The 26831-nt window shown below is 69.2% G+C and carries 27 protein-coding genes and 1 pseudogene; 13 read left to right on the top strand and 15 right to left on the bottom strand.

Features of this window, described 5'->3' with window-relative positions:
* Positions 1-19 precede the first annotated feature (19 nt).
* The 3 genes from O7616_RS25005 to O7616_RS24995 all read left to right on the top strand — a co-directional run bounded on the left by O7616_RS25005 (position 20) and on the right by O7616_RS24995 (position 3152).
* Positions 20-565 carry a hypothetical protein gene (locus O7616_RS25005; RefSeq protein WP_282304238.1) on the top strand — a complete coding sequence of 182 codons (546 nt, stop codon included), beginning with the start codon at positions 20-22 and terminating at the stop codon, positions 563-565.
* 134 nt (positions 566-699) lie between these two features.
* A complete protein-coding gene (locus O7616_RS25000; RefSeq protein WP_282304237.1) occupies positions 700-2487 on the top strand; it encodes an ABC transporter ATP-binding protein in 1788 nt (595 codons plus the stop codon).
* Entirely contained in the window at positions 2484-3152 is a 669-nt protein-coding gene (locus tag O7616_RS24995) for a S26 family signal peptidase (protein WP_282304236.1), read from the top strand. The genes O7616_RS25000 and O7616_RS24995 overlap by 4 nt, the downstream gene beginning before the upstream one ends.
* A 51-nt stretch (positions 3153-3203) precedes the next feature.
* Here O7616_RS24995 and O7616_RS24990 read toward each other — a convergent pair whose 3' ends face one another.
* Positions 3204-3797, bottom strand: a complete 594-nt coding sequence (locus O7616_RS24990) for a DUF4240 domain-containing protein (RefSeq protein ID WP_282304235.1) — start codon at positions 3795-3797, stop codon at positions 3204-3206.
* A gap of 223 nt (positions 3798-4020) precedes the next feature.
* Positions 4021-4746, bottom strand: a complete 726-nt coding sequence (locus O7616_RS24985) for a nuclear transport factor 2 family protein (protein WP_282304234.1) — start codon at positions 4744-4746, stop codon at positions 4021-4023.
* Between the two features lie 417 nt (positions 4747-5163).
* Between O7616_RS24985 and O7616_RS24980 the strand changes: the two genes are divergently transcribed.
* The 4 genes from O7616_RS24980 to O7616_RS24965 are packed head-to-tail and all read left to right on the top strand — an operon-like array spanning position 5164 to position 8197.
* Positions 5164-5772: a TetR/AcrR family transcriptional regulator gene (locus O7616_RS24980; RefSeq protein ID WP_282304233.1), complete on the top strand. Its 609-nt coding sequence runs from the start codon at positions 5164-5166 to the stop codon at positions 5770-5772.
* 60 nt (positions 5773-5832) lie between these two features.
* Positions 5833-6378: a DsbA family oxidoreductase gene (locus O7616_RS24975; RefSeq protein ID WP_348773888.1), complete on the top strand. Its 546-nt coding sequence runs from the start codon at positions 5833-5835 to the stop codon at positions 6376-6378.
* A gap of 22 nt (positions 6379-6400) precedes the next feature.
* Positions 6401-7384, top strand: coding sequence for an NADP-dependent oxidoreductase (locus O7616_RS24970; protein WP_282304232.1), 984 nt, complete (start codon positions 6401-6403; stop codon positions 7382-7384).
* Between the two features lie 48 nt (positions 7385-7432).
* Positions 7433-8197: a glucose 1-dehydrogenase gene (locus O7616_RS24965; protein WP_282304231.1), complete on the top strand. Its 765-nt coding sequence runs from the start codon at positions 7433-7435 to the stop codon at positions 8195-8197.
* Positions 8198-8281: 84 nt separating this feature from the next.
* Here O7616_RS24965 and O7616_RS24960 read toward each other — a convergent pair whose 3' ends face one another.
* Entirely contained in the window at positions 8282-9082 is an 801-nt protein-coding gene (locus O7616_RS24960) for a helix-turn-helix transcriptional regulator (RefSeq protein ID WP_282304230.1), read from the bottom strand.
* 124 nt (positions 9083-9206) lie between these two features.
* Here O7616_RS24960 and O7616_RS24955 point away from each other — a divergent pair, with 124 nt between their 5' ends.
* Positions 9207-9656, top strand: a complete 450-nt coding sequence (locus O7616_RS24955; protein ID WP_282258460.1) for a VOC family protein — start codon at positions 9207-9209, stop codon at positions 9654-9656.
* Positions 9657-9801: 145 nt separating this feature from the next.
* On the opposite strand, the gene O7616_RS24950 is transcribed toward O7616_RS24955, so the two are convergent.
* Together O7616_RS24950 and O7616_RS24945 are read right to left on the bottom strand one after the other, a co-directional pair.
* On the bottom strand, positions 9802-10425 hold the full coding sequence (locus tag O7616_RS24950; protein WP_282307715.1) for an SRPBCC family protein: 624 nt from the start codon (positions 10423-10425) through the stop codon (positions 9802-9804).
* A gap of 8 nt (positions 10426-10433) precedes the next feature.
* Complete coding sequence (locus tag O7616_RS24945; RefSeq protein ID WP_282304229.1) at positions 10434-10583, bottom strand: hypothetical protein; 150 nt, start codon at positions 10581-10583, stop codon at positions 10434-10436.
* Between the two features lie 380 nt (positions 10584-10963).
* On the opposite strand from O7616_RS24945, the gene O7616_RS24940 reads away from it, so the two are divergent.
* On the top strand, positions 10964-11737 hold the full coding sequence (locus O7616_RS24940) for a maleylpyruvate isomerase N-terminal domain-containing protein (protein WP_282304228.1): 774 nt from the start codon (positions 10964-10966) through the stop codon (positions 11735-11737).
* Between the two features lie 556 nt (positions 11738-12293).
* Here the strand turns inward: O7616_RS24940 and O7616_RS24935 are convergent.
* Positions 12294-12668, bottom strand: a pseudogene (locus O7616_RS24935) (hypothetical protein); the annotation flags it as partial.
* Positions 12669-12913: 245 nt separating this feature from the next.
* Here O7616_RS24935 and O7616_RS24930 point away from each other — a divergent pair.
* Together O7616_RS24930 and O7616_RS24925 are read left to right on the top strand one after the other, a co-directional pair.
* A complete protein-coding gene (locus O7616_RS24930; protein ID WP_282304227.1) occupies positions 12914-13468 on the top strand; it encodes an SMI1/KNR4 family protein in 555 nt (184 codons plus the stop codon).
* 152 nt (positions 13469-13620) lie between these two features.
* Positions 13621-14067, top strand: a complete 447-nt coding sequence (locus O7616_RS24925) for a GNAT family N-acetyltransferase (protein ID WP_282304226.1) — start codon at positions 13621-13623, stop codon at positions 14065-14067.
* Positions 14068-14159: 92 nt separating this feature from the next.
* Here O7616_RS24925 and O7616_RS24920 read toward each other — a convergent pair whose 3' ends face one another.
* Both O7616_RS24920 and O7616_RS24915 read right to left on the bottom strand, forming a co-directional pair.
* Complete coding sequence (locus tag O7616_RS24920; RefSeq protein WP_282304225.1) at positions 14160-16982, bottom strand: immunoglobulin-like domain-containing protein; 2823 nt, start codon at positions 16980-16982, stop codon at positions 14160-14162.
* Positions 16983-17296: 314 nt separating this feature from the next.
* Positions 17297-17743, bottom strand: a complete 447-nt coding sequence (locus tag O7616_RS24915) for an SRPBCC domain-containing protein (RefSeq protein WP_282304224.1) — start codon at positions 17741-17743, stop codon at positions 17297-17299.
* Positions 17744-18174: 431 nt separating this feature from the next.
* On the opposite strand from O7616_RS24915, the gene O7616_RS24910 reads away from it, so the two are divergent.
* A complete protein-coding gene (locus tag O7616_RS24910) occupies positions 18175-19116 on the top strand; it encodes a DUF5996 family protein (RefSeq protein ID WP_282304223.1) in 942 nt (313 codons plus the stop codon).
* Positions 19100-19489 (top strand): GNAT family N-acetyltransferase, encoded by a 390-nt coding sequence (locus O7616_RS24905; RefSeq protein WP_348773833.1) that lies wholly within the window; start codon positions 19100-19102, stop codon positions 19487-19489. The genes O7616_RS24910 and O7616_RS24905 overlap by 17 nt, the downstream gene beginning before the upstream one ends.
* Positions 19490-19523: 34 nt before the next feature.
* On the opposite strand, the gene O7616_RS24900 is transcribed toward O7616_RS24905, so the two are convergent.
* From O7616_RS24900 to O7616_RS24870, 7 genes are all read right to left on the bottom strand, one after another.
* Positions 19524-19922: a cupin domain-containing protein gene (locus tag O7616_RS24900; protein WP_282304221.1), complete on the bottom strand. Its 399-nt coding sequence runs from the start codon at positions 19920-19922 to the stop codon at positions 19524-19526.
* A 59-nt stretch (positions 19923-19981) separates the two neighbouring features.
* The gene (locus O7616_RS24895; RefSeq protein WP_282304220.1) at positions 19982-21220 is read right to left on the bottom strand and encodes an iron-containing alcohol dehydrogenase; all 1239 of its coding nucleotides are present in this window, start codon (positions 21218-21220) and stop codon (positions 19982-19984) included.
* A 64-nt stretch (positions 21221-21284) separates the two neighbouring features.
* Positions 21285-22745, bottom strand: coding sequence for an NAD-dependent succinate-semialdehyde dehydrogenase (locus tag O7616_RS24890; protein WP_282304219.1), 1461 nt, complete (start codon positions 22743-22745; stop codon positions 21285-21287).
* Between the two features lie 108 nt (positions 22746-22853).
* On the bottom strand, positions 22854-23930 hold the full coding sequence (locus O7616_RS24885) for an ABC transporter ATP-binding protein (RefSeq protein WP_282304218.1): 1077 nt from the start codon (positions 23928-23930) through the stop codon (positions 22854-22856).
* Entirely contained in the window at positions 23930-24997 is a 1068-nt protein-coding gene (locus O7616_RS24880; protein ID WP_282304217.1) for an ATP-binding cassette domain-containing protein, read from the bottom strand. The genes O7616_RS24885 and O7616_RS24880 overlap by 1 nt, the downstream gene beginning before the upstream one ends.
* The gene (locus O7616_RS24875; protein ID WP_282304216.1) at positions 24997-25914 is read right to left on the bottom strand and encodes a carbohydrate ABC transporter permease; all 918 of its coding nucleotides are present in this window, start codon (positions 25912-25914) and stop codon (positions 24997-24999) included. Before O7616_RS24875 ends, O7616_RS24880 begins: the two co-directional genes overlap by 1 nt.
* Positions 25914-26822 carry a sugar ABC transporter permease gene (locus O7616_RS24870; RefSeq protein WP_282304215.1) on the bottom strand — a complete coding sequence of 303 codons (909 nt, stop codon included), beginning with the start codon at positions 26820-26822 and terminating at the stop codon, positions 25914-25916. Before O7616_RS24870 ends, O7616_RS24875 begins: the two co-directional genes overlap by 1 nt.
* Positions 26823-26831: the final 9 nt, after the last annotated feature.

Here is a 26831-nt window from a genome sequence, read left to right as displayed (position 1 = left end):
CTCATCAAGGGAGATGTTCATGTCGATCATCACTGCGACCGTCGTCCTGCTCGCGGCGGTCTGCGCGTTGCAGTTGCTCCTCACCCTCGGGGTGATCAGGCGGCTCCGCGAGCACACGGCCGCGCTGGCCGGCGTCGCACAGCCGCCGGCGTCCCTCGGGGTCGGCGACGAGGTGGGCGCATTCAGTTCGGCCACTGTGGACGGCGAACCGGTGGAGCGGGACTCGATCACCGATGAGACTCTCGTCGCCTTCTTCACGCCCGGCTGCGGACCGTGTGAAAAGCGCCTGCCGGAGTTCGTCTCGTACGCCGGCAGCTCCCCGGGCACGCGTGACCGACCGATCGCGGTCGTCGTCGCCGCCGAGGCCGGCGACGCCGACCCCTACGTCGAGGCCCTGCGGCCGGTCGCCCGGGTGTTCGTGCAGGACTCCGACGGGGCGATGTGCAGGGCCTTCCAGGTGACCGCGTTCCCGACGGTGGTGAAGGTGGCACCTGCGTCGGACGGGAGGGTCGTGATCACCTCCGACCGGATCCGGCTCGACCAGCCCGCATCCGTACCGGCATGAACCCACCGTCGTCGCGGCCTGGGTCCCTCGGCGACCGGCGCACCCGCGGCGGACCGATCGGGGTACGCAACCTCTCGGCCGCGTGCAAGCTCCCGGCATCGGCCGCACCCGTCACGTTCGCCGGATACGTCGGGGTGACCTTGATCGCCGGAGCGGTGCCGGTGGCGTTGGCCTGGATGGCGAAGCTGGTGCTCGACGGCGTGGTCCAGGGCGGTACCGAAGGTCGACTCGTCGCCCTCGCCGCCGGCCTGGCCGCAGCGGGAGTGGTCGCCGCGGTGCTGCCGCAACTCGGCCAGTACCTTCGCGCAGAACTCGACCGCGCCGCCGGGCTCACCGCCCAGAAGCGGCTCTTCGAGGCGGTGGGCCGCTTCGTCGGGCTCGGGCCCTTCGAGGACCCGGTGTTCCTGGATCGACTGCGGTTGGCCCAACAGTCAGCGGCGATGATGCCGACCCAGGCCGTCGACGGGGTGCTGGGCGCCGGACGGTCCGCCGTCACCATCACCGGTTTTCTCGGCACCATGTTCCTGATCAGCCCGTTGATGACGGGGCTGGTGCTGCTGGCCGGAGCGCCGACGCTGCTCGGTGAGCTGGCGCTCGCGCGAAGACGCGCACGGATGCACTGGGAGGTCGGACCGGTCGAACGACGGGAGATGTTCTACGGCGGCCTGCTGTCCAGCCTGGAGGCGGCCAAGGAGATCCGCCTCTTCGACTCGGGGCTGTTCCTGCTTCGCCGCATGCTCGCCGACCGTCGTGCCGGCAACGCCGTCAAGCGGTCGATGGACCGGCGCGAACTGGTCACTCAGGCCGGGCTGGGCCTGCTGGCCTCGGTGGTGTCGGGCGGTGGTCTGCTGTGGGCCGTGGGCGCCGCCCGACAGGGCCGCCTGTCGGTGGGGGACATCACCGTCTTCATCGCCGCCGTGGCGGGAATGCAGTCGGCGCTCGGCACCCTCGCGGCCGAGGTCTCCCGCACTCATCACGCGGCACTGATGTTCGACCACTACCTGGCGGTGACCACGGCGGGGCCTGACCTTCCAGTGGCGGTCGACCCGCCCGCGCCGCCCGCGCTCACGCACGGCATCGAACTGCGCGACGTGTGGTTCCGCTACTCCGACAACCATCCCTGGGTGCTGCGCGGGCTCAGTCTGTGGATACCGGCCGGGTGTTCGCTCGCCCTGGTGGGCCTCAACGGCGCGGGAAAATCGACGCTGGTCAAACTTCTCTGCCGGTTCTACGACCCCACCCGCGGCAGCGTCCGTTGGGACGGCCGGGACATCCGTGACCTGGACCCGGGAGAGTTGCGGCGGCGGGTGAGCGCGGTCTTCCAGGACTACATGGAGTACGACCTGACCGCCGGCGAGAACATCGCGCTCGGCGACCTGACGGCGCTCGACGACTCGGCGAGGATCGAGGCGGCGGCGCGCGGGGCCGGGATCCACGAGCGGCTGCACCGGTTGCCGCGAGGGTACGACACGCTACTGTCACGGATCTTCTTCATGGAATCCGAGAAGAACGATTCCGGCACCGGCGTGGTGCTGTCCGGCGGGCAGTGGCAACGGCTGGCCCTGGCCCGCGCCTTCCTCCGTGGCGACCGGGACCTGTTGATCCTCGACGAGCCGTCGGCCGGGCTGGACCCGGAGGCCGAACACCTCATCCACAGTTCGCTGCGTCGACAGCGGGTTGGGCGGACGAGCGTGCTGATCTCGCACCGGCTCGGGGCGGTGCGAGACGCCGACGTCATCGCCGTGCTCGACGACGGCCGGGTCGTCGAGCAGGGAACCCACCAGGAACTCGTGGCTGCCGACGGCGCCTACGCCCGCCTCTTCGCGCTGCAGGCCGCCGGCTATCAACCGGAGGAGAGGCCGTCGCTGTTGTCAGGGGCAGGGGGCGCGGTCGGCGTCTCGGACGTCGGGAGGCTGTCGTGACGGTCGGGTGGTGGATCGGCTCTCTACTGGGCGCGCTGACGGCGGCCGCTCTAGCAGCCCTTCACCTGAGGAGGCGGTTGGTATCGGTGACCGTCCACGGTCACAGCATGTATCCCACCTACACCTCGGGTGAACGCATCGTGGTCCACCGGCGCCGCCGGGTCAGGGTGGGGCGGGTGGTGGTGGTGGAGCAACCGGAGCCGGGCAGAGGATGGGCACCGGAACCGGTGATCGGAGCGGCGCCGGCCGTGGCCGTACGACGATGGATGATCAAACGGGTGGCTGCCCTGCCGGGAGATCCACTGCCGTCGACGCCGATACCCGTCGCCGACGGCGTCGGCGTGACCGTACCTCCGGGGCACTTGATCGTCTTCGGTGACAACCAGCGGGCCAGCTTCGACTCGCGGCACATCGGCCCGGTGCCGATGGAACGCGTTCTCGGCGTGCCGCTGGTGAACCGCCCGGCCCGTTCGCCGGACGGTGTCCCGGTCGGCAGGGGTCTCGACCCGCACGGTGACGTACGGGGGCGGAGCCGGGCGGAGGTGATGGTGTCGAGCGCGGAGACCGACACGAGCAGCGAAGCCTCCGGTAGTCGGTTCGGCAACCACGCTGGAACGTCACACCGGAGGCATCGTGCCGTGCGTAACGGCAGTGAGGCGTCATGACCTGACCGACATGCGGTGGGGCGGCGCTGGAGCCGTCGGCGTCTGCCGGGATCAATCCTCGTCGGGCTGGAGGAACAGCTCGGCCAGCCGGGGCAGCCGCCTCCGCATCTCGTCGTCATCGTCGAAGTCGAAGTCTTCACCCATGTCGGCTTCGTGGGCCTCGTCGATGCCGACCGCAGTGTGCCGGCGGGCCTTCAACGCTTCGTAGAAGGCATCGTCGTCACCACCCGTGACCTGCTCGTACGCCTCGCCGGCCACGTAGTTCACCGACTCGGCGAACAACGCGCCGTCGTCTTCCTCGGCCGCCGCTTGTCGGACCACGGGGTGGTCAGCCAGTGCGTCGGGCGAGGCCAGGACCCGTCCGTACCACTCGCGGCCCAGCGCGATGACTCCCGCCCGGAAATCGATGAAGCTGTCGTCGGAGCATCCCCCGCCGATCAGGTACGCAGCCGCCCACACGTCCCAGCGGTAGAGGGCGTCATGGAGCTGATCGAACAGCTCCTGGAACTCGAGGATGCCCTCCGACGGTGTCGCGGCCAAGCGCGTCACCAGCGCCGCGGCAACGGCCTCACCGTCGTCGCCGGTCCGCCCGTCGAGACCCGCTCCGGCCGACTCCACGACCGCCCAAAACTCGTCAATGTCCACGGCGCGAGAGTCTCCCACCGCCAACCGACAGAACTCATGCCTGTCGACACGGGAAACCAGTGCCGATGACGGTGTGGCGGCCGGTGTAGGCGAGACCGCAACCCTTCACATGGTCGTTGACGGTGTCCTGACGTCGTGAGCCGAGAGAGCCTGGCTCCATCCAGACGTGCGGCTTGGGAGGGTGGTGGCGTGTCAGGTTACGCAACCCGACACGCCACCTGCCTCACCTGCCGTTCGTGGTCGCCGGTCGGGTGCCGGGGTTCGAAGGGGTCGTGGTCGCCGGAGGAGTCCAGGCGGGCAACGGGTCCATCCAGAAGCGGGTCAGCAGTACCGAATCGATCAGCCACTCACCGTTGACCTTCTTGTAGGTCTCGCGGTACTGCCCGTAGCCGTTGTGCCCCTCAGGAGCGTTCGGGCCGGCCGGGAAGGTGAGGATGTCTTCCATCGACCAGATTCCGGACGCCGTGTCCGGTCCCGTCATCGTGATCTCTGGCATGGCTCCCGAGTGAGCTGACGGGGCGGCGCCGGTGAGGTCGCGGATCGTGTAGGCGAACTCCTTCGGCGATTTCCAGGTGATCCCGTCGGTGACGAGTTTGGCGTCGGGCGTGAACAGCGCGGCCAGGTCATCGTGCTTCTTCTCGTCGACAAACCGGAAGTAGCGGGCCTTGAGCTGGTGGATTTCCTCGATGTCTTCCAAGCGCTGCACCCGCTCGGCGAGGGACTTGGAGGAGGCGCTCGTCGAGTGGTCGTGCGCGCTCGCCGCCTGGGAGGTGAGGGCTGCCACGCCCACCCCACTGCCGGCCAGCAATGCAGCCGCCGCGGCCACCGCGCCGACCCGCCACCGCAACGTCGCTGCTCGACGGGTTTCCTGCTTGCTCATGACGTGGTTCCTTTCGTCTCTGTAAACGGTCTCGGACGCTCGGGTGCTGTGCCGGGCGATCCCGCGCATTGCGCTTCAACCTCTATACGGACGGAGTGCGTCCGCTTTCAGTCGGTGGCGAGCCTAGCCCAATGGGACGACTGTCGTCCGCTTCTGCTGGTGGTCGACCAGGTGACCCTGACCACTCCGCATCAAGGCGCCGGGGCAGGCCGCCGCCGGCAGGCGAATCCGTCTGCGGGCACTCCCGCCATCGGCGAAGGGTGGCCAGGGTCACGTCGGCGGGGATCCGGGAAGCGGACGATGCCCGTCCTGTTGAGCTAGAGTCAGATACGGACGGCACTCGTCCGCCTAGTGATGCTCGATTCCTAATGGATGCGCAGGGAGGCTCCGTGAGTCATTTCACCGAAACGGTCCGGCTACGGGACGCGTCGGAGGCGATCGGAAGCAGTGACGAGCGCCGGATTCCACCGGTCTGGGCTGGGGCCGATGTCTGACGTCCGGGCGGACGCTCGCCGTAACCGACGCCAACTGATCGTTGCGACACGGGAGGCGATCGCCTCCCGTGGACTCGACGTGTCGGCTCTGGACATCGCCACGGCTGCGGGTGTGGGAGTGGGTACGTTGTACCGGCGCTTCGGTACCAAGGAAGCCCTGCTCGACGCGGTGGTCCTCGGCCTGTATGACGAGTTGTGCGAGACCGCACAAGCCTGCCTCGAGCGCCCGGATCCATGGAATGGGCTGGCCGAGTTCGTCATGGAATTGGCGGGGGCGCATCGGGACAGTCGCGGCCTGGCCGAGGTCACCGCAGCGTGCGAACGGCCGCCGTCACCCGAGCTGGCGCAGCGGACCGCCGCACTGCAGGACGCCGTCATCCGGCTGACCGAACGGGCCCACGCCGCCGGCGAGCTGCGCGAAGACGTGACGTGGCAGGACATCATGATCTGCTCACGCGCGCCGCTGGACACTGACCACTGCCTCGGTGTCGACGCGGGACCGGGCGGATGGCGGCGCGTCGTCACCATCCTGCTCGATGGTATGCGTGCCCCCGGGCGAACAGCTCTTGACGCGCCCGGGCCACAGATCAGCCAGGCATGACCACCGGAACGCCGCCCACGAGGTAGACCCCAAGCACCTCCCGGCCGCCTCCTTGCCCGCCTGACTCCTGCCGAGGCTCGGGCGGCCGAGGAGAACCTCGCGGGCATCGCCAGGGAGGAAGGGCTCGACTACCTCGTCGACTTCCGGGACCACGGCAACACCTTCGACCTGCACCGGCTGCTGCATCTGGCCGCGGCCCGGGGTCTGCACGACGAGCTGCTGACGCTGTTCTATCAGGGCAACTTCGCTGCGGAACGGAGCACCTACGACTCCGAGCACCAGGTGGAGATCGCCATCCGCGCCGGACTCGACGAGGCCGAGGTGCGCGCCGTGCTCGCCGACAGCCGGGCGTACGCCGACGAGGTGCGCCGGGACGAGGACGAGGCCGCGCAGCTGGGCATCAGCGGCGTGCCGTTCTTCGTGATCGATCGGAAGTACGGCGTCTCCGGCGCCCGTTCGGTCGAGGTCTTCTCCGAGGTGCTGAGGCGGGCCTGGGCTGATCGCCGACCGGAGCTGACAGTCCTCGGTGCTGGTGGCCGAGTCGGGTGCGACGCGCACGGGTGCGAACTGCCCAGCGCCGGCGAACCCAGCACACCAGGCATGTGATGAACCACGAGAGGAAGATGTGATGCGAGCAGTTGGTCTACATGAATTCGGCGGGCCGGAGGTGCTGCGCGTCATCGAACTGCCGGAACCGCATGCGGGCCCCGGCGAGGTGCGGGTACGCGTACACGCGGCGGCGGTGAATCCGTCCGACACCCTGCTGCGCTCCGGTGTTCACGCGTCGGCCCTGGCCGGGGTGCCAGGGCCCTACGTGCCCGGAATGGACGTCGCGGGCGTGATCGACCAGATCGGCCCGGGCACCGTCACCGATCTGTCGGTCGGTGACCGGGTGATGGCGATGCTCCTGCCGGTGACGCCGACCCCGGAAGGCACCCTGGAGAACAGCGGTGGCGGTTACGTGGAGTACGTGGTGCGTCCGGCCGGCTGGGTCGTGCGCGCGCCAGCGGGCGTCAGTCATGAGGCGGCGGCGACGCTGCCGATGAACGGACTCACCGCACTTCTTGCACTCGACCAGCTGGCGCTCGCGCCAGGATCGACCCTGGCCGTGCTCGGGGCCGCCGGGGCGCTCGGCGGCTACCTGGTGCAGATGGCCGGTAACGCCGGGCTGACCGTGGTCGCCGACGCCGCCCCGGCCGACGAAGCCCTGGTCCAGGAGTCCGGTGCGGCCATCGTGGTGGCCAGGGGGTCCGAGGTCGTGAACGGTATCCGGGCACACTTCCCGGACGGTGTGGACGCCGTCGCCGACGTGGCGCTCATCGGAGCGAGGCTGTTCGATGTCGTACGCGACGGTGGCACCCTGCTCCGGATCCGCCAGGCCGACGAGCCCGGCGGCTACCAGGCCGCGAGCACCCGGGGTATCAGGGTGTTGACGCCGTTCGTGCCCGACTACGCCGGCCGGACGGACAAACTGGACGAGATCCGTCGGCTCGCCGAGGCGGGTGTGCTCATTCCGCGGGTGGCGAAGACTCTGCCCGCCGCCGAGGCACCCGACGCGCACCGCCGGTTCGCCGCCGGCGGTGTCCGCGGCCGACTCGTGCTCACCTTCTGAACCACGCACCCACCGAAACACCCCACTGACAAGAGGCAAGGATCAACTGTGTCCACCCGATTCGCAGACAAGGTCATTCTGATCACCGGTGCCACCTCCGGCATGGGCCGGGCCACCGCCGAGCGGGTCGCCGCCGAGGGCGCGAAGGTCGTCCTAGCGGCCCGCGGCAAGGACGCCGGCGAGGCGGTCGCCGCCGAACTGCGTTCCGCCGGCCGCGACGCCCTCTTCGTGCCGACCGACGTGACGGTCGAGGCCGAGATGGCGCGGCTGGTCCAGCAGACGGTCGACCACTACGGCCGGCTCGACGGCGCCTTCAACAACGTCGGCGCGGCCACCGCGTACGGCCCGGTAACCGAGATCAATGGTGATGCCTGGAGTGCCGAACTGGCACTCAACCTCAACAGCGTATTCCACGGTCTGAAGCACCAGATCCCCGCGCTGCAGGCGTCCGGCGGCGGTTCGATCGTGAACAACGCCTCCAACGTCGGTGTCACCGGTATGGCGAACATGGCCGCCTACAGTGCGGCCAAGCACGGCGTCGTCGGTCTGACCCGGTCGGCGGCACTCGACGTGGCCGCGACGGGCGTGCGGATCAACGCCCTCGTCACCGGTGGTGTCGACACCCCCCTGCTGCGCGGCAACATGGGCCCGAACCCGGAGGAGGCCCTCCGTGCTGCCGGCGCCATGCACCCCGTGGGCCGGATCGGAAGGCCCGAGGAGATCGCCGCCTTCGTGGCCTTCCTCCTCAGCGACGAAGCCCCGTTCGTCACCGGAGCCGCGCTCGCGATCGACGGCGGCCTGACCGCCGCCTGACGACGCGCCTGCCCATCTGGCGTGGTTTGCCCACACCCGCCGATAGGTCTTGGACGCCCTCTTGATCCGGCGCGGCCAGCGTCCTCACACCAGTCGATCCAGCCGCTCGCGAGCGGCGGTGTCGGGCCGAGGAGTGAGGACGACGAGGCGCAGGTCGGTGTTCTGGGTGGTCAGGACGTTGGCATCCAGTGGGATGGCGCCCACGTCCGGATGTACGGCGGTCTTGTGCGCGCTCTCGTGATGGGCCACCGCGCGGAGGGCCCAGAGGTGGCAGAACCTGTCGTTCCCGGCCATGCGTGAGACCAGTGCCGCCACATCGGGGTCGTTCGGATAGCGGGCGCTGGTGGCGCGCAGATCGGCCACCAGCGACTGCTCGAAGTAGGCACGCTCGGTGTCGGTCTGACGGACTCGGGGGTTTCGGGATTCGAACTGGACGATCAGGGCGTTGCGGTCGTCGGCTGTGGCGCCCGCGGGGTCGCCGAAGACGGCCGCGAACAGCCGGTTGCAGTGCAGCAGCCGCCAGACGGCGTCGTAGACGGCCACGGGGGTGTCGCCGAGGTGGTCGATGACGCGGTGCAGGCTGCTGGGGATCAGGCGGGGGATCCGGTCCGGGGCCGCGGCGAAGCCGGCAAGGCGCATCAGGTGCGCCTCCTCGTCGTCGGAGAGCCGTAGCGCGCGGGACAGAGAGGTGCACACCTGCGCCGATGGTGTGGCGGCCCGGCCCTGTTCGAGGCGTGCCACGTATTCGGGGGAGATACCGGCCAGTGCTGCCAGCTCGCCACGTCGTAGCCCGGCGACGCGGCGAGGTGAGACGTTCGTGAGACCGACCGCGGCCGGGTCCGTGCGATCCCGCCAGGCCCGCAGCGCCGCTCCGAGGTCATTCATGAATAACATGATCCGCCATCGATGTCGGAAGAGCTGGGTGGTACCAGCGGTACGCGGAAGATCTGTGCCTTCCACGGTGGTGGCGCTGCCCCTGAGGATGGGGATCATGAGCAGAGTGACCAGGATGAATCACATCGGAGTGCCGGTCAGTGATCTGGCGCGGTCGGTGCGGTGGTACGAGGACGTCCTCGGCATCGCGCCGAACGGCGTGACGATCTCGGCGACGAACCCGGCGATCGGTGCGGTTGTCGAGGTCGAGAGCGCGTCCATGCGGGCGTCGTTCGCGCTGGCCGGTGACAACGTGCTTTTGGAACTCATCCAGTACGACAACCCGCAGCCGAGGCCCTTCACCGGGCGCAACTGCGACGTCGGGGTGATGCACCTGTGTTTCGAGGTCGACGACCTCGACGCGGCGCACCGCGACCTGGTGGAGCGGGGCGTGCACGTCAACGCCGATCCGGTCGTGCTCCAGGACGGCGACGGCGTCGAAGCGGGGGCGTTGGCCGGAACCAAGATCCTCTATCTACGTGACCCCGACGGCATCCAGCTCGAACTGTTCGAGTTGCGCGCGTAGGAGCGTGCCACTTCGGACCCGGTGGCGGTCGACCCGATCGGTGCACTGCTGTCGAAACCATCGATCGGGCCGACCAACCGAAGCCGGGCCGACCGAGCGACGAACGGCCCCGGCGGCACGAGACCGGCGGGGCCGTCGAATCGCGTCAGCGCCGGGCCCGCTCACACTCCCGTTCGGCCCGCGTCTTCAGCTCCGTCAGCCACGTCTTCAGACCGTCGCCGAGAGCCGCGGTCGAAAAGTCGACGTCCTGCTCCACCTGGTCACCGCGCCACGTCTCCTCGGTACGCACCAGAACCCGGCCGTCGACCTCGGTGAACGTCCACACGTGAACGCCCTCGTCGATGCGCAGCCCCGCACCGATCGCCGGGCCGTCCCACCGAAGGCACTTCTGGTGCTGTAGCTGACGGACGGTGGACGTGACGACGAGGGTCGTGGCGGGATTCAACGCGGTCTCGGGCACCGAGGTCGACCATCGAAACGATGAACCGGGACGCAGTGGACCGCGATCGAGCCGCTTGCTGGAGAGGACCGGCCTCTGCCACGACGGCCAGCGTTCCACGTCGGTCTGGATGTTCCAGATGGTCCGTAGCGGGGCGTCGATCGTCGTCTCCGTCCGGTAGCGAATCTTCGCCGTGGTGTCGACGGTCCTTCCCGCACATCGCACCGTCGCGCGGTCGGAGCCGCCATCGCGCCTGGCCTCGGCCCCAGCCGGTGCACCTGCGGCGCCCACGAGGCCGGCCACGACCACTGCCGTCGCGGCGGCAACCATACTGTTCTTCATGAGGCGGTCGCCTCCTCGGCGGTGCGCTCGATGTCCGTGAGGATCCGCCACACGGTGTCCACCGACGCGGTCACCGTGACGCTGTGGCGGCTGACCACCGGTGCCGACACGATGCCGGCCTCGTCGGCGTCCGTCATGTTCTCCATCGTGAAGCCCTCCTGCGGTCACTGACGATCGGAACGCCGGGCATGAGCGAGCTGATCGATCCACACCCGGCAGAAGCGATCGTGCCAAGACGGCGAGGGCTCACCATCGGCGAGAATTACGTAGTTACCGCTTCGTCGGCCGAGAACGGTGGCACGCGATGCCGGCAGGCCGTCACAGCGATGCTCGCCAGCCGGTCGGACGGCCAGGCACGGGTCTGCGACACAGTCACTGATCGGCCCCCTTACCGGGTGCGGTCGAGACCACCCCCGAGGGGGAACAGATTCGAGGTCCGCGACAGCCCGCGCTCCGCCCGGCCGTCGACGCGTCCGTCCGACAAAATCGGTACCCGGATGGCGGTGCGCGGTGATACACAGCCGAGGTGCGAAACATTCTGGAGTTCCCCGAGGTCCTGCGGCTGATCGAAGACCGCTCGGCCGCGTTCCGCGCCGCGATCGCGTCCGCTGCCGACCTTGACGTCCAGGTCCCGACCTGCCCGGACTGGACCCTACGCGAACTGGCGCAACACCTCGGCGACGGCCGTCGCCGCCAGGCCGCCATCATCGCGGCGGGCCCGGGCGCTGAGCCCCCGGCCAAGACGAACCCGAAGGGTGCCCCGACCGCGCCCCGCGACCGCGAAGCCCTGGACGCCTGGCTCTCCGAGTCGACCGAGCTCATGCTCGGCGCGTTGCGCGAGGCCGGCCCGGACCGCGGCTGCTGGACCTGGTGGGGCCGCTCGCAGGCCCCGGAGACCAGCGGAGCCCTGGCGCGGCACCAGATCCAGGAGATCGCCGTCCACACCTACGACGTCCAGCTCACCCAGGGGGCCGCGCAGCCGCTGCCGACGGACGTCGCGGTCGAGGGGGTCGACGAGTTCCTGACGACCGTCGCGGCGACGACCGTCGCCTGGCCGTTCACGCCGGCGACAATCGACCTGCACACGACCGAGGGCCGGTCCTGGCGTCTGACCCTCGACGCCGAGGGTGTCCGCTGCGACGACCTCGCCGCCGACGCGGAGCCGGGTGACATGGCGATGCGGGGCACCGCAAGCGACCTGGTCCTCTACTTCTACGAGCGCCTTCCGCTGGACGACCTGGCGACCACCGGCGACACCGAGCCGATGGAGCGGCTCGCGGACTGGGACCCGACCGCGTAACCACCGGGGAACGTCGGCACCTTGCGTCTGCGGCTCCCAGAGATCCTCGTTCCGCGGCACGAACACCGTGGCAGCGGAAGCCGCCATCCTGATCTGCCGGTGATGACCACGCACGCGCAACAGCCCGCCCCGCAGACGCCCGCTAATCCTCGAAGGTGAACTCGAAAGTGCCCGCCTCGATGCGGTCGATGAGCCGGCTGACATCGTCGGCTTGCCGAATCGCGCTCTCCCAGCCACTGCTGGTGATGTCGCCCAGTAGTACTGGCGCATCCTCGCCGCGCAGGTCGAGCACAAGCTGTTCACGTGAACCGTCACCGCCGATGATCGCGATGCCGGGATGCTCATCGGTGGCCTGGCCCCACGCGTCATGCACGTCGAGCATCTCGCGTGGTGTGTTGAGCCATACGTAGGCTCCGCTGGGCATCCAACCTCGCCGGAACCACGACTCACCTTGCAGGTAGCTGCGCCAGGCAGCGGGCAGTGGCCGGCCCAGGGCCTTGTCGGCGTCGGTGAACTCCTGGTCGTCCACCGGGCCGCGGTACTCGGCCTCCTCGACGATGGCGCCGACGATGTGGCCGTTGAAGTCGGCGAGTTCCTCGGCGGGGATCCAGTACTCCAGCACGTCGCGGCCACCGGCCTGATGAACCTCGTAACGGTCCAGGTACGACCGCTCGACGTCGAACCGGGTCACGTAGCCGACACCCTCGGCGGGGACGTTCCACTCACGGGCGATCTTCGTGGCGTACCAACGGTTCAGGACCGGGTAGAAGATCGGCTGGTCCGCCAGGCGTGGTGGCCACGCACGCCACCCCGACGCCGCGACGAGGTCACGTTCGGCCTGGCCCGTGGGCCGCCACAGACTGATCGTGTCGGAGTTGTCGATGGTCTGCTCCTCGCCGATCGTGGTCACGGGGTGGTCGTGGCAACCCATGTGTCCTACGCGGGGCCCTCGGGATGGCCGACATCCGTGGAACTCGACGCGACGCGGACGCGACAGCTCCACTGTCGGAGTACCTGGGCGGTCGTCCGGAGGGCATCCACGCGATGATGATGCCTGGCCCCGCCAGGATCCGACAGCCGAATTCGGCCACTGTCCGCGCTGGTGCGCCACGTGCGCCGGTGGTCGGGCCGGGCCTACCGCGCACCGCCGGATCCATCGTGGTACGACTACGCGTCATGGACGCGAAAACCGACTCGGATCTCGCCGACCTTCGCGCCGCCTTCCTGGTGGACGACGCCGGTGAGTCGGCTCTGGGCTGGCCAGGCGTGTACGCCTTCGAGACGGAGCACGGGATCGTGCTGCCGGAGCCGTACCGGACCTTCGTCGCGGAGATCACCGACGGGTCGTTCTCCGGGCCACCGGACTTCGGTCTTCTCGGGGTGGCCGAGATGCCCGATGACTGGGGTGACGACCGCCCGGTGCGCGAGTTGGCGGCTCCGTTTCCGCTGACTCAGGCATGGCTGTGGGAGGAGGACTCCCGCCCGTCGGAGGAGATCGAGCCGCTGCTCGATGCCGTCTTCGACCACGGCTCGATCGTGCTCGGCACGGACGGCTGCGGGATGTACTGGCATCTCGTCGTGACCGGACCGCATCGCGGGCACATCTGGAACATCAGCGGCGAGGGGGCGATGCCCTTCGGGGCGGAGTTCGGCCACACCACCGGGGCGTCGGGGTTCGTCGGGTGGGTTCGGCACTGGGCGGCCGGCAAGCCATGGTTCGACGCTGCCTGAACTGAACGCGGCACACGAGCGGATTCGTCAGCTTCTGCGATCCGCCGACGAGACCCTCATCCGGCTCGGGCAGCGGTTGCGTGCACGATCTGGATGCGGACCGCCGTCTCTTCGCCCGGCATCCCGACGCCGACCGCAGGCAGGATGGATCGATGGCGACGATCAGACCGTTCGACAGCGCCGATGCCCCGGGTGTGGCGGGCCTCATCGAACGCTGCCTGCGTGAGGTCAACAGTCGCGACTATCCGAGCGAGGTCATCGAGCGGATGTGCGACCACTTCACCGAGCGACGCATCAGGGAACTCGCGATCCGACGACAGATGTTCGTCGCAGAGGAAGACGGGATCGTCGGCACCGTCTCCCGCGACGGCGACAAGGTCTACACCATGTTCGTGCACCCACGGGTCGCCGGTCGCGGCATCGGGCGGCTCCTCATGCGCCACGTCGAGGCGCTGGCGGCGATCGACGGCTACGACCACATGGAGACCGGAGCGAGCATCACCGGGCACGCCTTCTACCGTCGGCTCGGCTACATCGACGTCCGCTCCACCGAGACGGAGTTCGGCCTCAACTACATCATGAGCCGCAGTCTGCCCTGACGAACCGGGGTCGCCGACGCCGCCTCACTGACACAGTGGGCGGGCGAGATCGATCTCGCCCGCCCACTACTGCGACGCGTCTCCTCGGGTGCCTATCCCGCCTTCCGTACCGTCAACGTCTGGTAGTCGGCGGCGTGGGGCCGGTAGGTCGGGTTGCCGGAGTAGGCGACGTGGACCCGGTAGGCCCCCGGCCGCAGATCAGCGGTCTGCAGTTCGACGACCGCCTTACCGTGTGCCAGTGGCACGACGTGCACGGTGCCGCCGAAGGTGACGGTGACCTCGCCGGTCGGGGTCGGAGCGTGCTTCCGCCCGCCCGCCGGCCCGACGGTCACGTTCAATTTGAACGTGTCCCCGCGAACGACCGACGCCGGCGAGGCTTTCGCCTGGACCTTGACGGCGGCCGGGCCGGAGGGCACCTCGAACGACGCCGTACCCTCCGACGCCTTCAGGTAGTCGAAGCCGAGGTATTCGGCCTTCACCGTCCGGGCACCCGCGGGCAGACCCGTCGGCAGCGTGACGGTCGCCGCACCGTCGTTCAGGTAGGCGAGCTTCGACCACGAGCCGACGCTGACCCGTACCTGACCGCCGGTCTCGAACCCGTCCGCTGCCGCGACCGTCACGGTGGCCCTGGTCGTCTGGGCCCCCCTCGCGTACGGCTCGACAGCCACCTCGGTGGTGGTGGTGACATCGCTGTTCGGGATACCGCGGATGTCGTTCCACTCGCGAACCGTCAGCGGGATCACGGTGCCGTGACGCGGACGGACGACACCCGCGTTGGTCATCGTGATCGCCTTGGCGTTCCACGTCGGAGCCTCGATGTTCTCGTGACAGGCGGCCTGGTACCCCCCACCGTTCGTGTACCGGTCGCCCCAGAGGTAGAACTGGCCGGGGCAGGCGGTGTCACCGGGGTTGGCCTCGAAGATGACCGGCCCCTCGTACCCCTGGTCGGCGACCCAGGTCGTGCGGCCCAGAGCCGGCGCGACCAGCGTCCAGTTGTCGATGTCGCTGTCCAGGAAGTCGGTGTGCTTCTCCGAGAAGATGTCCGAGCCCTGGTTGCCGGCCTCGTTCTTGGTCACCCGGTAGTAGTGGTCGCCGACCCGGATCGCGGTCGTGTCGATGCGCGACAGCGGGGCGGGATCCTGCCAGACCTGGGGAGCGGAGAACGTCTTGAAGTCCCGCGTCGTGGCGTACCACATCTGCGCGTTCCCCTGACCGGTGCGGTTCACCGGGTCGTTCCACAGCGACTGGGCCCAGAACACGACGTACGCGCCGAGTTCCTCGACCCACAGCGACTCCGGTGCGAAGGCGTTGCCCGCGTTGTCGGGCGCGACCTTCACGTGCCGCTGAGGGGTCCAGTTCACCAGGTCGTGCGACTCGAACACCTCGATGTACTGGGTGTCGTTGATGGCGTACCCGCCCTGGTCGTACCAGTTCAGGTCGGTGGCGATCATGTAGAACGTGTCGCCGTCGGGGGAGCGGACGATGTGCGGGTCGCGAAGCCCCTGGTCGCCCAGTTGGGAGATGAGGGACGGCCGTCCTCCGGTCAGACCGGTCCAGCCCAGAGCGGTGTTGCCGTTGGAGGTGGCGAACATGATCTGCTCGCCGTCGGCGATGCCCTCCCCCTTGAAGTACCCCATGAAGTACCGCTCGTACTCCTCCGAACGCGGCATGGCGGCGATGGTCACCGGGAACGACTTCTTCTGCGACGCCTTGCCCTTGGTGACGGTCGCCGTCAGGGTGGCGGCGACTTCAGCGCGGCCGAAGGCCGGGCGGGTGACCTCACCCGTCGGGGTGATGAGGCGGGTGGTCGACTTCCAGGTGATCGTGGATCCGAACTCGCCCTCGGCGGTGAGGTCGAGGTTTCCGCGTACGTCGTCGGTGGCATCCAGGGTCAGGTCGAAGGCGTCCCGGTCGACCGACTGCGCATCATCGAACTCGGCCTTCACCACCACGGGGATCTCCCGTGTGGTGACCTCCTGGGCGCCCTTGCGGACGGTCGCCGTGAGCGTGGCTGTCGCGTCCGGCTGCCCCTGCGCGGGCCGGGTGATCCTGCCGGTCACCGCGACCTTGCGTGCGCTGGGGACGGCCGGCGGGGTGTCGACCTCGACGACCGACGGGTCCGAACTCGTCCAGGTGATCGCCGAGCCGGCCACGGAGCCCACCTTGGGCAGGACGATGTCGCGTACGACCGCACTGGTCCGGCCGAGGTCGATGGCCGCGGCGTCGGCGCGAACGCCGTCGGAGACGGTCCTCTCCGCCAGGGCGAGTGTCTCGTCGAGACTGACCGCCCGGTCGTACACCCGGAAGTCGCGGATCGTTCCGCGGAACGAGTAGTGACCCGATGTCTGCGAGCGGCCGAGGAAGTTGCAGTTGGTCCCCGCGGCGTTCACCGACGGCGCCGTGGTCAGGTTCGTCGACGTCGCGTGCGGCACACCGTCGAGGTAGAGCCGGCCGGTCCAGCTCGTTCCGTCCGAGTTCAGTGACTGGGTGTAGGTGACATGGGTCCACGCTCCCTCGCGCATGCGGACCCGGTTCTGTTGGAGGTTCGCCGAACCCACCGCGACGCGGAACCGCTGGGTGTTCGACGCGAAGATGGAGCCCTCGGCGCCGGTGTCGACGTCGCACGAGCCGGACTTACGGCCGAAACCCCACATCTGGTGCTCGCCGACGTTCGCCGGGTCGACCCACACGTCGTAGTCGACGGTGAGGTTGGACATGCCGGCGGTGATGTCGTTCGGCAGCGCCACGTAGGCGCCGTCGAGGGCGCCCTCGTAGGAGTCGGGGTTGAATCTGACCCCTTCGCCGGTCAAGGTCGCCTTCTCGGGATTGACGAGCGTGGCGTTCGCCGCCGCGCCCGCGCTACCCGAATTGACCAACGTCGTCCCACTGGTCTCGTCGAGGGCGAAGTGGTGCACCAGGCCCTCGTCGAGCTGCTCCTCGGCAGCGTACGAGGGCGTTGCCGCGAACGAGACCGAGAGAAGCGCACCGAGTGCCAGGACCGCGACACCTCTACCCTTCCGACTCGGCCCGAGGCGTGGTCTCCGCTGTCGCAGTCTCAATGGATCCTCCTTGACCGGGACGGGTTTCGGGCGTGTTAACGCTAACTACGGGGTGCCGTCGGGTCAACGAGATGCGTCGATGCCCCCTTCTGTGGACGCCCGCGGTGCCCGAAGCTCAGCAGACAGGTCGGGGATCGGATCCTTCAGCAGCAGGTCCGGCGTGACCGCCGTCATCGAGGGGGGTGGGCCGACTCGACACGCTGCTTGAGTGCGTCGTTGAAGGCATCGAACCCGGCGTGTGTGTTCTTCAGTGTGCCCTTGAACAGGGCGACGAGGATTCCCGAGAAGCGTTCGCCGTGGACCAGGTGGGTGGTCCCGTCGGCGTTGGCGGTGAGGACGAACGAGTGTTCCCCGTCGAACAGTCCACCGAAGCCGAGCTTGCCGAGCCAGCGCAGTTCCTGGCCCGGGTTCGCAACCAGAACGGTGGGCTTGAAGGTCATGCCGCCTCCCCCTGGTGGGCTCAGGTGCACGACGAGCTTGGTGCCGACCTGAGGGGTGCCCTCGATGCGGCGCATGAACGGGTTCCAGTCCGGGTAGGCGGCGAAGTCGGTGAGGACCTCCCACACGGTTTGCGGACTGGCGGCGATGTCGATCGTGGTGCTGATGGTTGTGCTCATGGCTCGCTCCGTCTCACCTGGCTAACGCTGTTAGCTACCACGTTAGGCAACAGGGTTGCTCACACCGGGAGATTCTGTGCACGGCCCGCCCGCCGGCATCTTCGAGGTGTGCGGAGCGCTGCTCCGCGTCTGGCCTGGTAGCCGACCCAGGACAGCGCGGACGTGCCCGGAGGCGCCAGTGGCGTGGTGTCACGATCGCTTGTGACGTAGCGTCACTGTTCGTTCGCCGCTGAGCACCGAAGACTGGGGTCGTTGCCGTACCCACTGCCGCGTCACGCCCGCGTCGATCGGGGCGGTCGCGTGGACGCTGAGCGCGTAGGCGCTCGTCCGGTACGCCGTGGCCGACCCATTGACCAGCCGATTCGACGCACGACCGGCCACGATGACGACCTCTGTCACCCTCCGGTGACAGCACCAAGGAGTGCGAAGCGATGACAAACCCGGCAACGACGAGCTGGCCGAGCCTGCGGGTCTCGGACTGGACCGCCACCCGCGACACCCTGCACATGTGGACCCAGATCGTGGGCAAGATCCGCATGGCGCACGCTCCGTTTCTCAACCACTGGTGGCAGGTGACCCTGTACGTGAGCCCACGCGGGTTGACGACGTCCGCCATCCCGTACGGCACCGGGGTCTTCGAGATCGAGTTCGACTTCATCGCCCACCGGCTCGACGTGCGCACCAGCGACGGCGGCGCGCGGAGCCTGGCGCTTCGGCCGATGCCGGTCGCCGAGTTCTACTCGCGGGTCATGGCCATGCTCGACCAGCTCGGAATCGAGGCGCCGATCCGGCCGTACCCCAACGAGGTCGACCCGGCGATCCCGTTCGCCGAGGACCACGACCACGCCTCCTACGACGCTGAGGCGGCGGCCTTGTTCTGGCGACAGCTGGTGCAGGCGAATCGGGTGATCGGCGAGTTCCGGTCGCATTTCGTGGGCAAGGTCAGTCCGGTGCACTTCTTCTGGGGCGGGATGGACCTCGCCTGCACCCGTTTCTCCGGCCGGTCGGCCCCGCCCCACCCCGGCGGCGTGCCCAACTGCGGGGACTGGGTCATGGTCGAGGGCTACTCCCGCGAACTGTCCAGCTGCGGGTTCTGGCCCGGTGGCGGCGAGGAAGGGGCCTTCTACTCGTACGCCTACCCCGCGCCCGACGGGTTCGCCGAGCAGCACGTCGGTCCCGAAGGCGCGTACTACAGCAGCGAGTTCCAGCAGTTCCTCCTGCCCTACGAGGCGGCCCGTGCCGCACCGGACCCCGATCGCGCGGTGGCCGAGTTCCTCCGCAGCACCTACGAGGCCGCCGCCGACCTCGGGAACTGGGACCGCTCCGCGTTGGAGGACGACCCCCTCCGGTGGGACCGTGCCGCCGCTACCTGAGAAGGACCGTGAATCTCACGAGTACGAAGACACTGTGGATCCCGATGAGCCGTATGGAGGACATGACATGGTGGACGTGAAGGACGCGCCCGAGGCCAACCGGTACGAGGCCAGGGTCGACGGGGAGTCCAGGGTCGCCGGCGTCGCGCAGTACATCCGTACCGCGGAGCTCGTCGCGTTCGTGCACACCGAGGTCTCGCCGGAATACGAGGGCAAGGGGGTCGGGTCGGCGCTGGCCCGCGCCGCCTTGGACGAAGCTCGTGCGGCGCACCTGCTCGTCCTGGCCACCTGCCCGTTCTTCGCGGGATGGATCAACCGGCATCCCGAGTACCAGGATCTGGTCTACCAGTCGCACAGCCGGGTCAGCGACTGAGACAGAAGGGCCCGGCGGACGCCCTGGAGGGTCCTCACGGCATGGTGAAGTCGGCGAAATCGAAGCCCGGAGTCACCACGCAACTGACGAGGACGTGCTCGTCGCCCGCCGGTTTCGCCGACTGCCACTCGCCCGCCGGGACCAGGATCTGCGGGCGCTCGGCACTCAGGATCATCGGCCGACTGTCCCTTCCCACGGTCAGCGCCAGCGGCCCACCCGAATGCCAGAACCACATCTCGTCCGACCGCACGGTGTGCCAGGCCGACGAGTCACCCGGCTCGAGAAGGAAGAGGATCGCCGTCGCGGTGGCCCGGCTGCCCGGGTAGCCATCAGGCTCGAACGTGACAGCGGACCGGTAGGTCTCCCTGAACCATCCGCCTTCGGGATGCGGCTGCAGGTCGAATTGCTCGGCGAGAGGCGGACGTGTGGTCATGAGGGGCCACTGTAGTGGCCGACATCGCGGAGGTACGCCGAAGTGTCACCGCGCGCCGGTCACCGACCCCGGCTCGCGGTCGGGACGTGTCGGGTCCGGTCCCCGGTCCAGGCCGCCTCGAGGATCGCGGTCAGGCTGGCGGTGTCGGTCGGGCCCGGGTGGTTCTGGATCAGGCGGGTGACGCCGCTGGCCATCTCCGCGAAGCGCGGGAGGTCGGCGCGTGCCACGCCGATGTCCGCCAGGGTGGGCGGGATGCCGATGTCGACGAGGAGCCCGTCGAGCCAGGTGAGGAACGCGTCCGCGGCCTCGGCGTCCGAGGCGTCGCCGACGTCGAGCCCGCACACTCCGGCGAGGATGGCCAACCGGTCGGCGATGGCGTCCCTGGCCGCGTCCAGCGCGTACGGCAGGAGCAGCCCGACGCCCAGGCCGTGCGGCGTGTGCGTGGCTGCGCCGATGGGGTACTGGAGGGCGTGTGGGGCCGCGTTGCCCGCGTGGGAGAAGGCGAGCCCGGCGAGCATCGACCCGTAGGACATGTCCGCGCGTGCCTCCGTGTCGCCTCCGTCGGCGACCGCCCGACGCAGGCTACGGGCGATCCGCTCCGCGGCCAGGAGCGCGTAGTGGTCGGTGATCGGGTTGCGGCCGAGGAACACCTGCTCCACCGGGTCGCGCGGGCCGTGGGCCCGGGGTCGCGCGGTGTAGCTCTCCACCGCGTGACAGAACGCGTCGATGCCGGAGTGGGCGGTGACCGTCGCGGGGCAGGTGTACGTGAGTTCGGGGTCGACGATCGCGAAGTCGGGCACGATGTGGACGCTGGAGACCCCCACCTTCAGCTCGCGGTCCGGGTCGGTCAACACCGAGACGGGTGTGAGCTCGGAGCCGGTGCCGGACGTCGTCGGGACCGCGACGAGCGGAATAGTCGGGCCCGGCACCCTCGACTCGCCGTAGAAGTCGCGCGGCGTCCCGCCGTGGCGCCGGATGACCCCGACGATCTTGGCCAGGTCGATCACCGTGCCACCCCCGACGGCGAGGATCACGTCGGCGTCCACCTCGGCGGCGGCCGAGACGGCCAGGGCGACGTCGGTGAGTGGCACGTCCGGAGTCGCGTCGGAGAACACCCCGACGACGGCGACCTTCTCCCGCACGGCGGCCACGATCTCGGCCACGCCCGGCTGCCCCAGAAGAACCTTGTCGGTCACGATGAGGACCCGTGAGCCACTCTCGGCCACCACTCGCGGGATGTTCTGCGCGACCCCTTCGCCCACGATCAGTTGGCGTGGTCCGCGGACGGTCTCAAGCATGTCGGTGCCTCTCTCGGAACGTCGGCGGCGATGTGGTGGGCGGGTGCCCGGAGCAGCAGGCCGGTCACGGTAGGTCGATCGCCGCGTAGGTGAGGTCGAGGTATTCGAGGATTCCCTCGTGCGACCCCTCCTTGCCGATCCCGGACTGCTTCACGCCGCCGAACGGAGCTGACGGGTCCGAGATCAGACCACGGTTGACGCCGACCATCCCCGTCTCCAGCCCCTCGGTGAACCGGATCGCCCGCTGCAGGTCACGGGTGAAGACGTAGCCGACCAGGCCGTGCTCGGTGTCGTTGGCCTTCGCCAGCACCTCGTCGTCGGACGTGAACGGGATGATCGGCGCCACCGGGCCGAAGATCTCCGCCTGCAGCATCCGCGCGTCGTCGGGCACGTCGACGAGGACGGTGGGCGGGTAGAAGTGGCCCGGCCCGTCCGGACGCTCGCCGCCCACCAGGACCCGGGCGCCGCGATCGACCGCGTCGGCGACGAGTTCGCCGATCGTGGTGACCGAGGCCTCGTCGATCAACGCCCCGACGTCCACGCCGTCGTCGAGACCGTGGCCCACCGACAGCGCGGCCATCCGCTCGGCGAAGCGCGCCGTGAACTCCTCGCGCACCGGTTCCTCGACGTAGATCCGGTTGGCCGCGATGCAGGACTCCCCGATGTTGCGCATCTTGGCCACCATGGCGCCGTCGACCGCGACGTCCAGGTCGGCGTCCGCACACACGATCAGGGCCGCGTTGCCGCCCAGTTCCATCGAGGTACGCAGTACGGCGTCCGCGGCCTGCCGGAGCAGCACGCGCCCGACCTCGGTCGAACCGGTGAACGAGAGCTTGCGGGTCCGAGCGTCGGCGAGCAGTGCGGAGACCACCTCGCCGGAACGCTTGGTGGTGACCACGTTGACGACACCCGGGGGGACGCCGACCTCCTCCATGATGCGGGCCAGGAGCAGCATGGTGAGTGGCGTCTGGCCAGCCGGCTTGGTGATCGTCGTGCAGCCCGCGGCCAGCGCGGGCGCGATCTTGCGGGCACCCATCGCCAACGGGAAGTTCCAGGGCGTCACGAAGACGCACGGCCCGACCGGCTTCGGCACGGTGAGGATGCGGTACCCGCCGGTGGGGGCGGTGCTGTAGCGCCCCTCGACACGTACCGCCTCTTCGGCGAACCAGCGGAAGAACTCGGCGCCGTAGGCGACCTCGCCCCGCGCCTCGGCGAGTGGCTTGCCCATCTCGAGTGTGATCAGCCGGGCGATCTCCTCGGATCGCTCGGTCAGCGCCCGGTACGTCGCGGTCAACAACTCCGACCGTCGCCGTGGCGGGGTCGCCGCCCACCCCGGCATCGCCGTGCTCGCCGCGTCCAGGGCGGCGAGCCCGTCGACGACGTCGGCGTCCGCCACCTCGGCGATGGTCTTGCCGGTCCCCGGGTCCTCGACGGCAAAGGTGGTGCCGCTCGCGGCGTCGCGCCAGGCGTCGCCGATCCGGAGCCGCCGGTACTCGGGGGGCAGGACGTCCATCGGGTCACTCATTGCGTCGCCTCCTGCGATCTTCTCGGTGATGGGCAGGACGACGCCCCGCCCACCGACCGTCTTCTCGGGCCACCTGCGGGCGCAGCGCGCCGTCACCGCCCGGCGCGGCTACCGCCCAGCCTCGGACAGCGACAACCCGGTGTCCGCGTCGAAGAGGTGCGCGCGGTCCAGGTCGACGGTGACCTGCAGCCGTTCGCCCGGCGTACCGGTGACTGTGGGTCGTGCCTTGACCTTGAGGATCGTCGTCCCCACCCGAACGTCGACCACCGTGCGGTCACCGAGCGGTTCGAGCCCGTAGAGCTCTCCCGGCAACGACGCGTCCCCACGCTGCTCGACGGACAGGTCCTCCGCGCGCAGGCCCAGCAGCAGCGCACGACCGTCCTCAGCCGTGGTCCACCGGGGCCGCGGCAGTGTCCAGCCCTCCGCACCGACCAGACGATCTCCCTCGGCGCGGCAGGCGAGCAGGCTGATCGGCGGGCTCCCGACGAATCCCGCGACCCACTGGTTGGCGGGACGCTCGTACACCTCGGTCGGTGTTCCGACCTGTTGCACGGTCCCCTCCCTGAGGACCGCGACCTGGTCGGCCATGGACAGGGCCTCGACCTGGTCGTTGGTCACGTACACGAAGGTCGCTCCGAGGCTCCGGTGGATGCGGGTGAGCTCGGTGCGCATCTCGACGCGGAGCTTGAGGTCGAGGTTCGTCAGCGGCTCGTCCATGAGGAACGCGCGCGGGCTGCGGACCAGCGCCCGGGCCAGGGCGACGCGCTGCATCTCACCGCCCGACAACTGCGCGGGCCGACGCTGCAGCAGACGTTCGATGTGCAGCAGGTTCGACATCCGCTCGACGGCGGTGGCGATCTCGCCCGACGAACAGCGGCGTGCCCGCAGCGGCGAGGCGATGTTCTCGTACACGGTGTGGCGCGGGTAGAGGGCGTAGTTCTGGAACACCATGGCCAAATCGCGTGCGGCGGGGGCGTCACCGGTCGCGTCCCGCCCGTCCAGGTGCACCGACCCGGCGTCGAGCTTCTCCAGCCCGGCGATGGCGCGCAGGGTCGTCGTCTTGCCTGCCCCGGAGGGCCCGAGCACGACGAAGAACGAGCCTTCCGGCACGTCCAGCGTCACCCCGTCCAGGGCCCGCACCTTGCCGAAGGACTTGCACAGGCCGTGCACTGCCACGGTTCCCATCAGGCCACCAGTTCTTCCGTGCGCACGTCGTAGACCGCCGGGGTCCCGCCGGTGTGCCGCAGCCCGACCGTCGCGTCGGCGGAGAAACGGACGGTCGGGGGCATCCGAACCCGTACGTCGCGCTGGCCGCCGTGGTCGACCACGTAGATGATCTCGTCGCCCAGCCACTCCGCCGAGACCACGCGGGCCGGGACCGCGCGGTCCGCCCCCGGTTCGGTGACCTCCAGTGCCTCCGGCCGGACGCCGGCGACCAGGCTGCGGTCGCGCGGCAGGCCCGGTGGCGGCGTGAGGACCAGTCCGCCTTCCCCGCGCAGCTTCCCCTCGGCCACCTCGACCTCGATGAGGTTCATCGGCGGGGAGCCGATGAACGCGGCGCAGAAGAGACTCGCCGGACGGTCGTAGACCTCCAGCGGCGTGCCGATCTGCTCGACGCGGCCCTTGTTGAGGATGGCGATCCGGTGACCGAGCGACATCGCCTCGACCTGGTCGTGGGTGACGTAGACCATCGTCGCCCCCAGCTCTCCCTGCAGGTGCTTGATCTCCGTACGCATGTCCGCCCTCAGCTCCGCGTCCAGGTTGGTGAGGGGTTCGTCCATGAGGAATGCGCGAGGTCTTCGCACCAGGGCGCGAGCGAGCGCGACGCGTTGCTGCTCCCCGCCGGACAGCTGGCGCGGTCTACGGTCCAGCAGCGGACCGAGCCGCATCAGCCGGGCGGCCTCGGCGACCCGCTCCTGCACCTCCGACTTGGGCAGTCCCTCGGCCCGCAGGGGGAACGCCAGGTTGTCGCGGGTTCGCAGATGCGGGTAGAGGGCGTAGAACTGGAACACCATGGCGATGTCGCGCTCGGCGGGCGGCAGGTCGTTGACCAGCGTGTCGCCGATGTGGATGTCGCCGGTCGTCTGCCTCTCCAGGCCGGCGATGGCCCGCAGCGTGGTCGTCTTGCCGCAACCCGACGGGCCGAGCATCACGAACAGCTCGCCGTCGCCGATGGACAGGTCGACGTGGTCGACCGCGACCGTCCCGTCCGGGTAGCGCTTGTGCAGCGCGGTCACCTCGATACCCGCCATCAGCGTCGCACCGCCCCGAGCGTCACACCGGCGACGAGGTGCTTGCGCACCAGGTAGGCGAAGACGAGCACCGGTAGGGCGAACACCACGGAGGCGGCGGCGACGAGACCCCAGTCCGTCGTGGTGCCGCCGATGAGGCTGGCGATGGCGGGTGGTGCGGTCCGCACGCTGTCGCTGGAGGTGAGGAAGGTGGCGAACACGAACTCGTTCCAGGAGAAGATGAGTGCGAACACCGCCGTCGCGGCGATGCCGGGCACGAGCAGGGGGAGGGTGAATCGCCAGAACGCCTGCAGGCGGGTGTAGCCGTCGAGCATGGCGGCGTCCTCGTACTCCGCGGGCACCTCGTCGACGAACCCCTTCATCATCCAGATCGTGAACGGGACGTTGAACGCGGTGTAGATGAGGATCAGACCGATCTTGTTGTCGATGAGTCCGACCTGGCGGTACATGAGGAAGATCGGGATCACGACCACGACGGGCGGCATGAAGCGCGTGGACAGGATGAAGAACAGCTGGTCCTTCTTGGCCTTCACGGCGAGGCGTGAGTAGGCCCAGGCCGCCGGGACCCCCAGCACGGTGGCCAGCACCGTGGAGACCCCGGCCACGATGACGGAGTTGAGGAACGACTCCGACAATGCCTTGCGACCGCTGTCGGAGCCGACGAAGACGTCCCGGTAGTGGTCCAGAGTGACGGTGAAGTCGAAGAACTTGGCCGGGATGGCGTAGACGTCCCGGTTGTCCTTGAGGGACGTCTCGATCATCCACAGCACCGGGAAGAGCATCACGACGGCCAGCGCGGTCAGCAGCGCGACCTCCAGTACGGAGCGGCCCCGGCCGCGGCCGCCGAGGCGACGCGCGGGGGGCGTGTGATCCCGGGGGGGACCCGTGGACACGGCCTCGTCGACGGAGACGGCCATCAGCCCTCCTTGAGCTTGTTCAGGTAGCGCAGGTAGAGCTGCGTGAGGACGATGACGACGAGGATCATGAGGATTCCGTACGCCGAGGCGGTTCCGGTGTTGAAGCCCAGGAACGCGACCTTGTAGACGTGGAACGACAACGTCTCGGTGGAGACACCCGGGCCTCCGTTGGTGAGGATGTAGACGAGGTCGAACAGCCGGAAGGCCTCGATGCCCCGGAACATCACGGCGATGAGCAGCAGCGGCCACACCAGCGGAAGGGTGATGGTGCGGAACCGGAACCACTCGGACGCCCGGTCGATCGAGGCGGCCTCGTACAGGTACTTGGGGATCGCGCTGAGGCCCGCGAGTGCGATGAGCATGATGAACGGCGTCCACTGCCAGGTGTCGACCACGATCAGGGAGACCAGTGCCGTCCGCTGCCGGGTGAGCCACTCCACCTGCCCCAGACCGAGCGAGCCGAGCATGCTGTTCACCACGCCGAACTGGGCGTCGAGCATGAATCGCCAGAACAGCCCGACCACGACCGGCGACAGCATCATCGGAACCAGGAACACGGTGGTCAGCAGCCCTCGCCCGTGCGTACGCCGTGAGATCAGGTAGGCGATGGTGAAACCGAGCACGGTCTGCAGGCCGACCGCGCCGACCACGTAGATCAACGTCGTCAGGGCCCGCTGGTGGACCTGCGCCGACGTCAGGATGGCCGTGTAGTTCCCGAACCCGATGAAGTCGGCGGGCCCGCCGCGGGTGGCCGAGTAGTCAGTGAAGGACAGGTACAGCGACCACAGCAACGGGAACACCGACATGGCGAGCAACAGCAGCAGCGCGGGGGAGATGAAGGCCACGGCGAGCCAGCGGTCGCTCAGCCGGCGGGACCGACCCGGTGCGGGTGGCGTCGCAGACGCCACCCGCCCGTG

Origin of the sequence: Micromonospora sp. WMMD964 (assembly GCF_029581455.1) — a bacterium.
Classification (GTDB): Bacteria; Actinomycetota; Actinomycetes; order Mycobacteriales; family Micromonosporaceae; genus Micromonospora.
This window is presented reverse-complemented; position numbering and strand designations above follow the sequence as displayed.

What these genes read in the sequence shown, in the direction of transcription:
- O7616_RS24980 (WP_282304233.1), top strand. Translation starts at nt 5,164, where the DNA reads ATGTCTGACGTCCGGGCGGACGCTCGCCGTAACCGACGCCAACTGATC.
- O7616_RS25005 (WP_282304238.1), top strand. Translation starts at nt 20, where the DNA reads ATGTCGATCATCACTGCGACCGTCGTCCTGCTCGCGGCGGTCTGCGCG.
- O7616_RS24945 (WP_282304229.1), bottom strand. Translation starts at nt 10,583, where the DNA reads ATGGAGAACATGACGGACGCCGACGAGGCCGGCATCGTGTCGGCACCG.
- O7616_RS24890 (WP_282304219.1), bottom strand. Translation starts at nt 22,745, where the DNA reads ATGAGTGACCCGATGGACGTCCTGCCCCCCGAGTACCGGCGGCTCCGG.
- O7616_RS24885 (WP_282304218.1), bottom strand. Translation starts at nt 23,930, where the DNA reads ATGGGAACCGTGGCAGTGCACGGCCTGTGCAAGTCCTTCGGCAAGGTG.
- O7616_RS24910 (WP_282304223.1), top strand. Translation starts at nt 18,175, where the DNA reads ATGACAAACCCGGCAACGACGAGCTGGCCGAGCCTGCGGGTCTCGGAC.
- O7616_RS24895 (WP_282304220.1), bottom strand. Translation starts at nt 21,220, where the DNA reads ATGCTTGAGACCGTCCGCGGACCACGCCAACTGATCGTGGGCGAAGGG.
- O7616_RS24985 (WP_282304234.1), bottom strand. Translation starts at nt 4,746, where the DNA reads ATGCGCGGGATCGCCCGGCACAGCACCCGAGCGTCCGAGACCGTTTAC.
- O7616_RS24960 (WP_282304230.1), bottom strand. Translation starts at nt 9,082, where the DNA reads ATGAATGACCTCGGAGCGGCGCTGCGGGCCTGGCGGGATCGCACGGAC.
- O7616_RS24970 (WP_282304232.1), top strand. Translation starts at nt 6,401, where the DNA reads ATGCGAGCAGTTGGTCTACATGAATTCGGCGGGCCGGAGGTGCTGCGC.
- O7616_RS24955 (WP_282258460.1), top strand. Translation starts at nt 9,207, where the DNA reads ATGAATCACATCGGAGTGCCGGTCAGTGATCTGGCGCGGTCGGTGCGG.
- O7616_RS24900 (WP_282304221.1), bottom strand. Translation starts at nt 19,922, where the DNA reads ATGACCACACGTCCGCCTCTCGCCGAGCAATTCGACCTGCAGCCGCAT.
- O7616_RS24930 (WP_282304227.1), top strand. Translation starts at nt 12,914, where the DNA reads ATGGACGCGAAAACCGACTCGGATCTCGCCGACCTTCGCGCCGCCTTC.
- O7616_RS24925 (WP_282304226.1), top strand. Translation starts at nt 13,621, where the DNA reads ATGGCGACGATCAGACCGTTCGACAGCGCCGATGCCCCGGGTGTGGCG.
- O7616_RS24875 (WP_282304216.1), bottom strand. Translation starts at nt 25,914, where the DNA reads ATGGCCGTCTCCGTCGACGAGGCCGTGTCCACGGGTCCCCCCCGGGAT.
- O7616_RS24880 (WP_282304217.1), bottom strand. Translation starts at nt 24,997, where the DNA reads ATGGCGGGTATCGAGGTGACCGCGCTGCACAAGCGCTACCCGGACGGG.
- O7616_RS24950 (WP_282307715.1), bottom strand. Translation starts at nt 10,425, where the DNA reads ATGGTTGCCGCCGCGACGGCAGTGGTCGTGGCCGGCCTCGTGGGCGCC.
- O7616_RS24915 (WP_282304224.1), bottom strand. Translation starts at nt 17,743, where the DNA reads ATGAGCACAACCATCAGCACCACGATCGACATCGCCGCCAGTCCGCAA.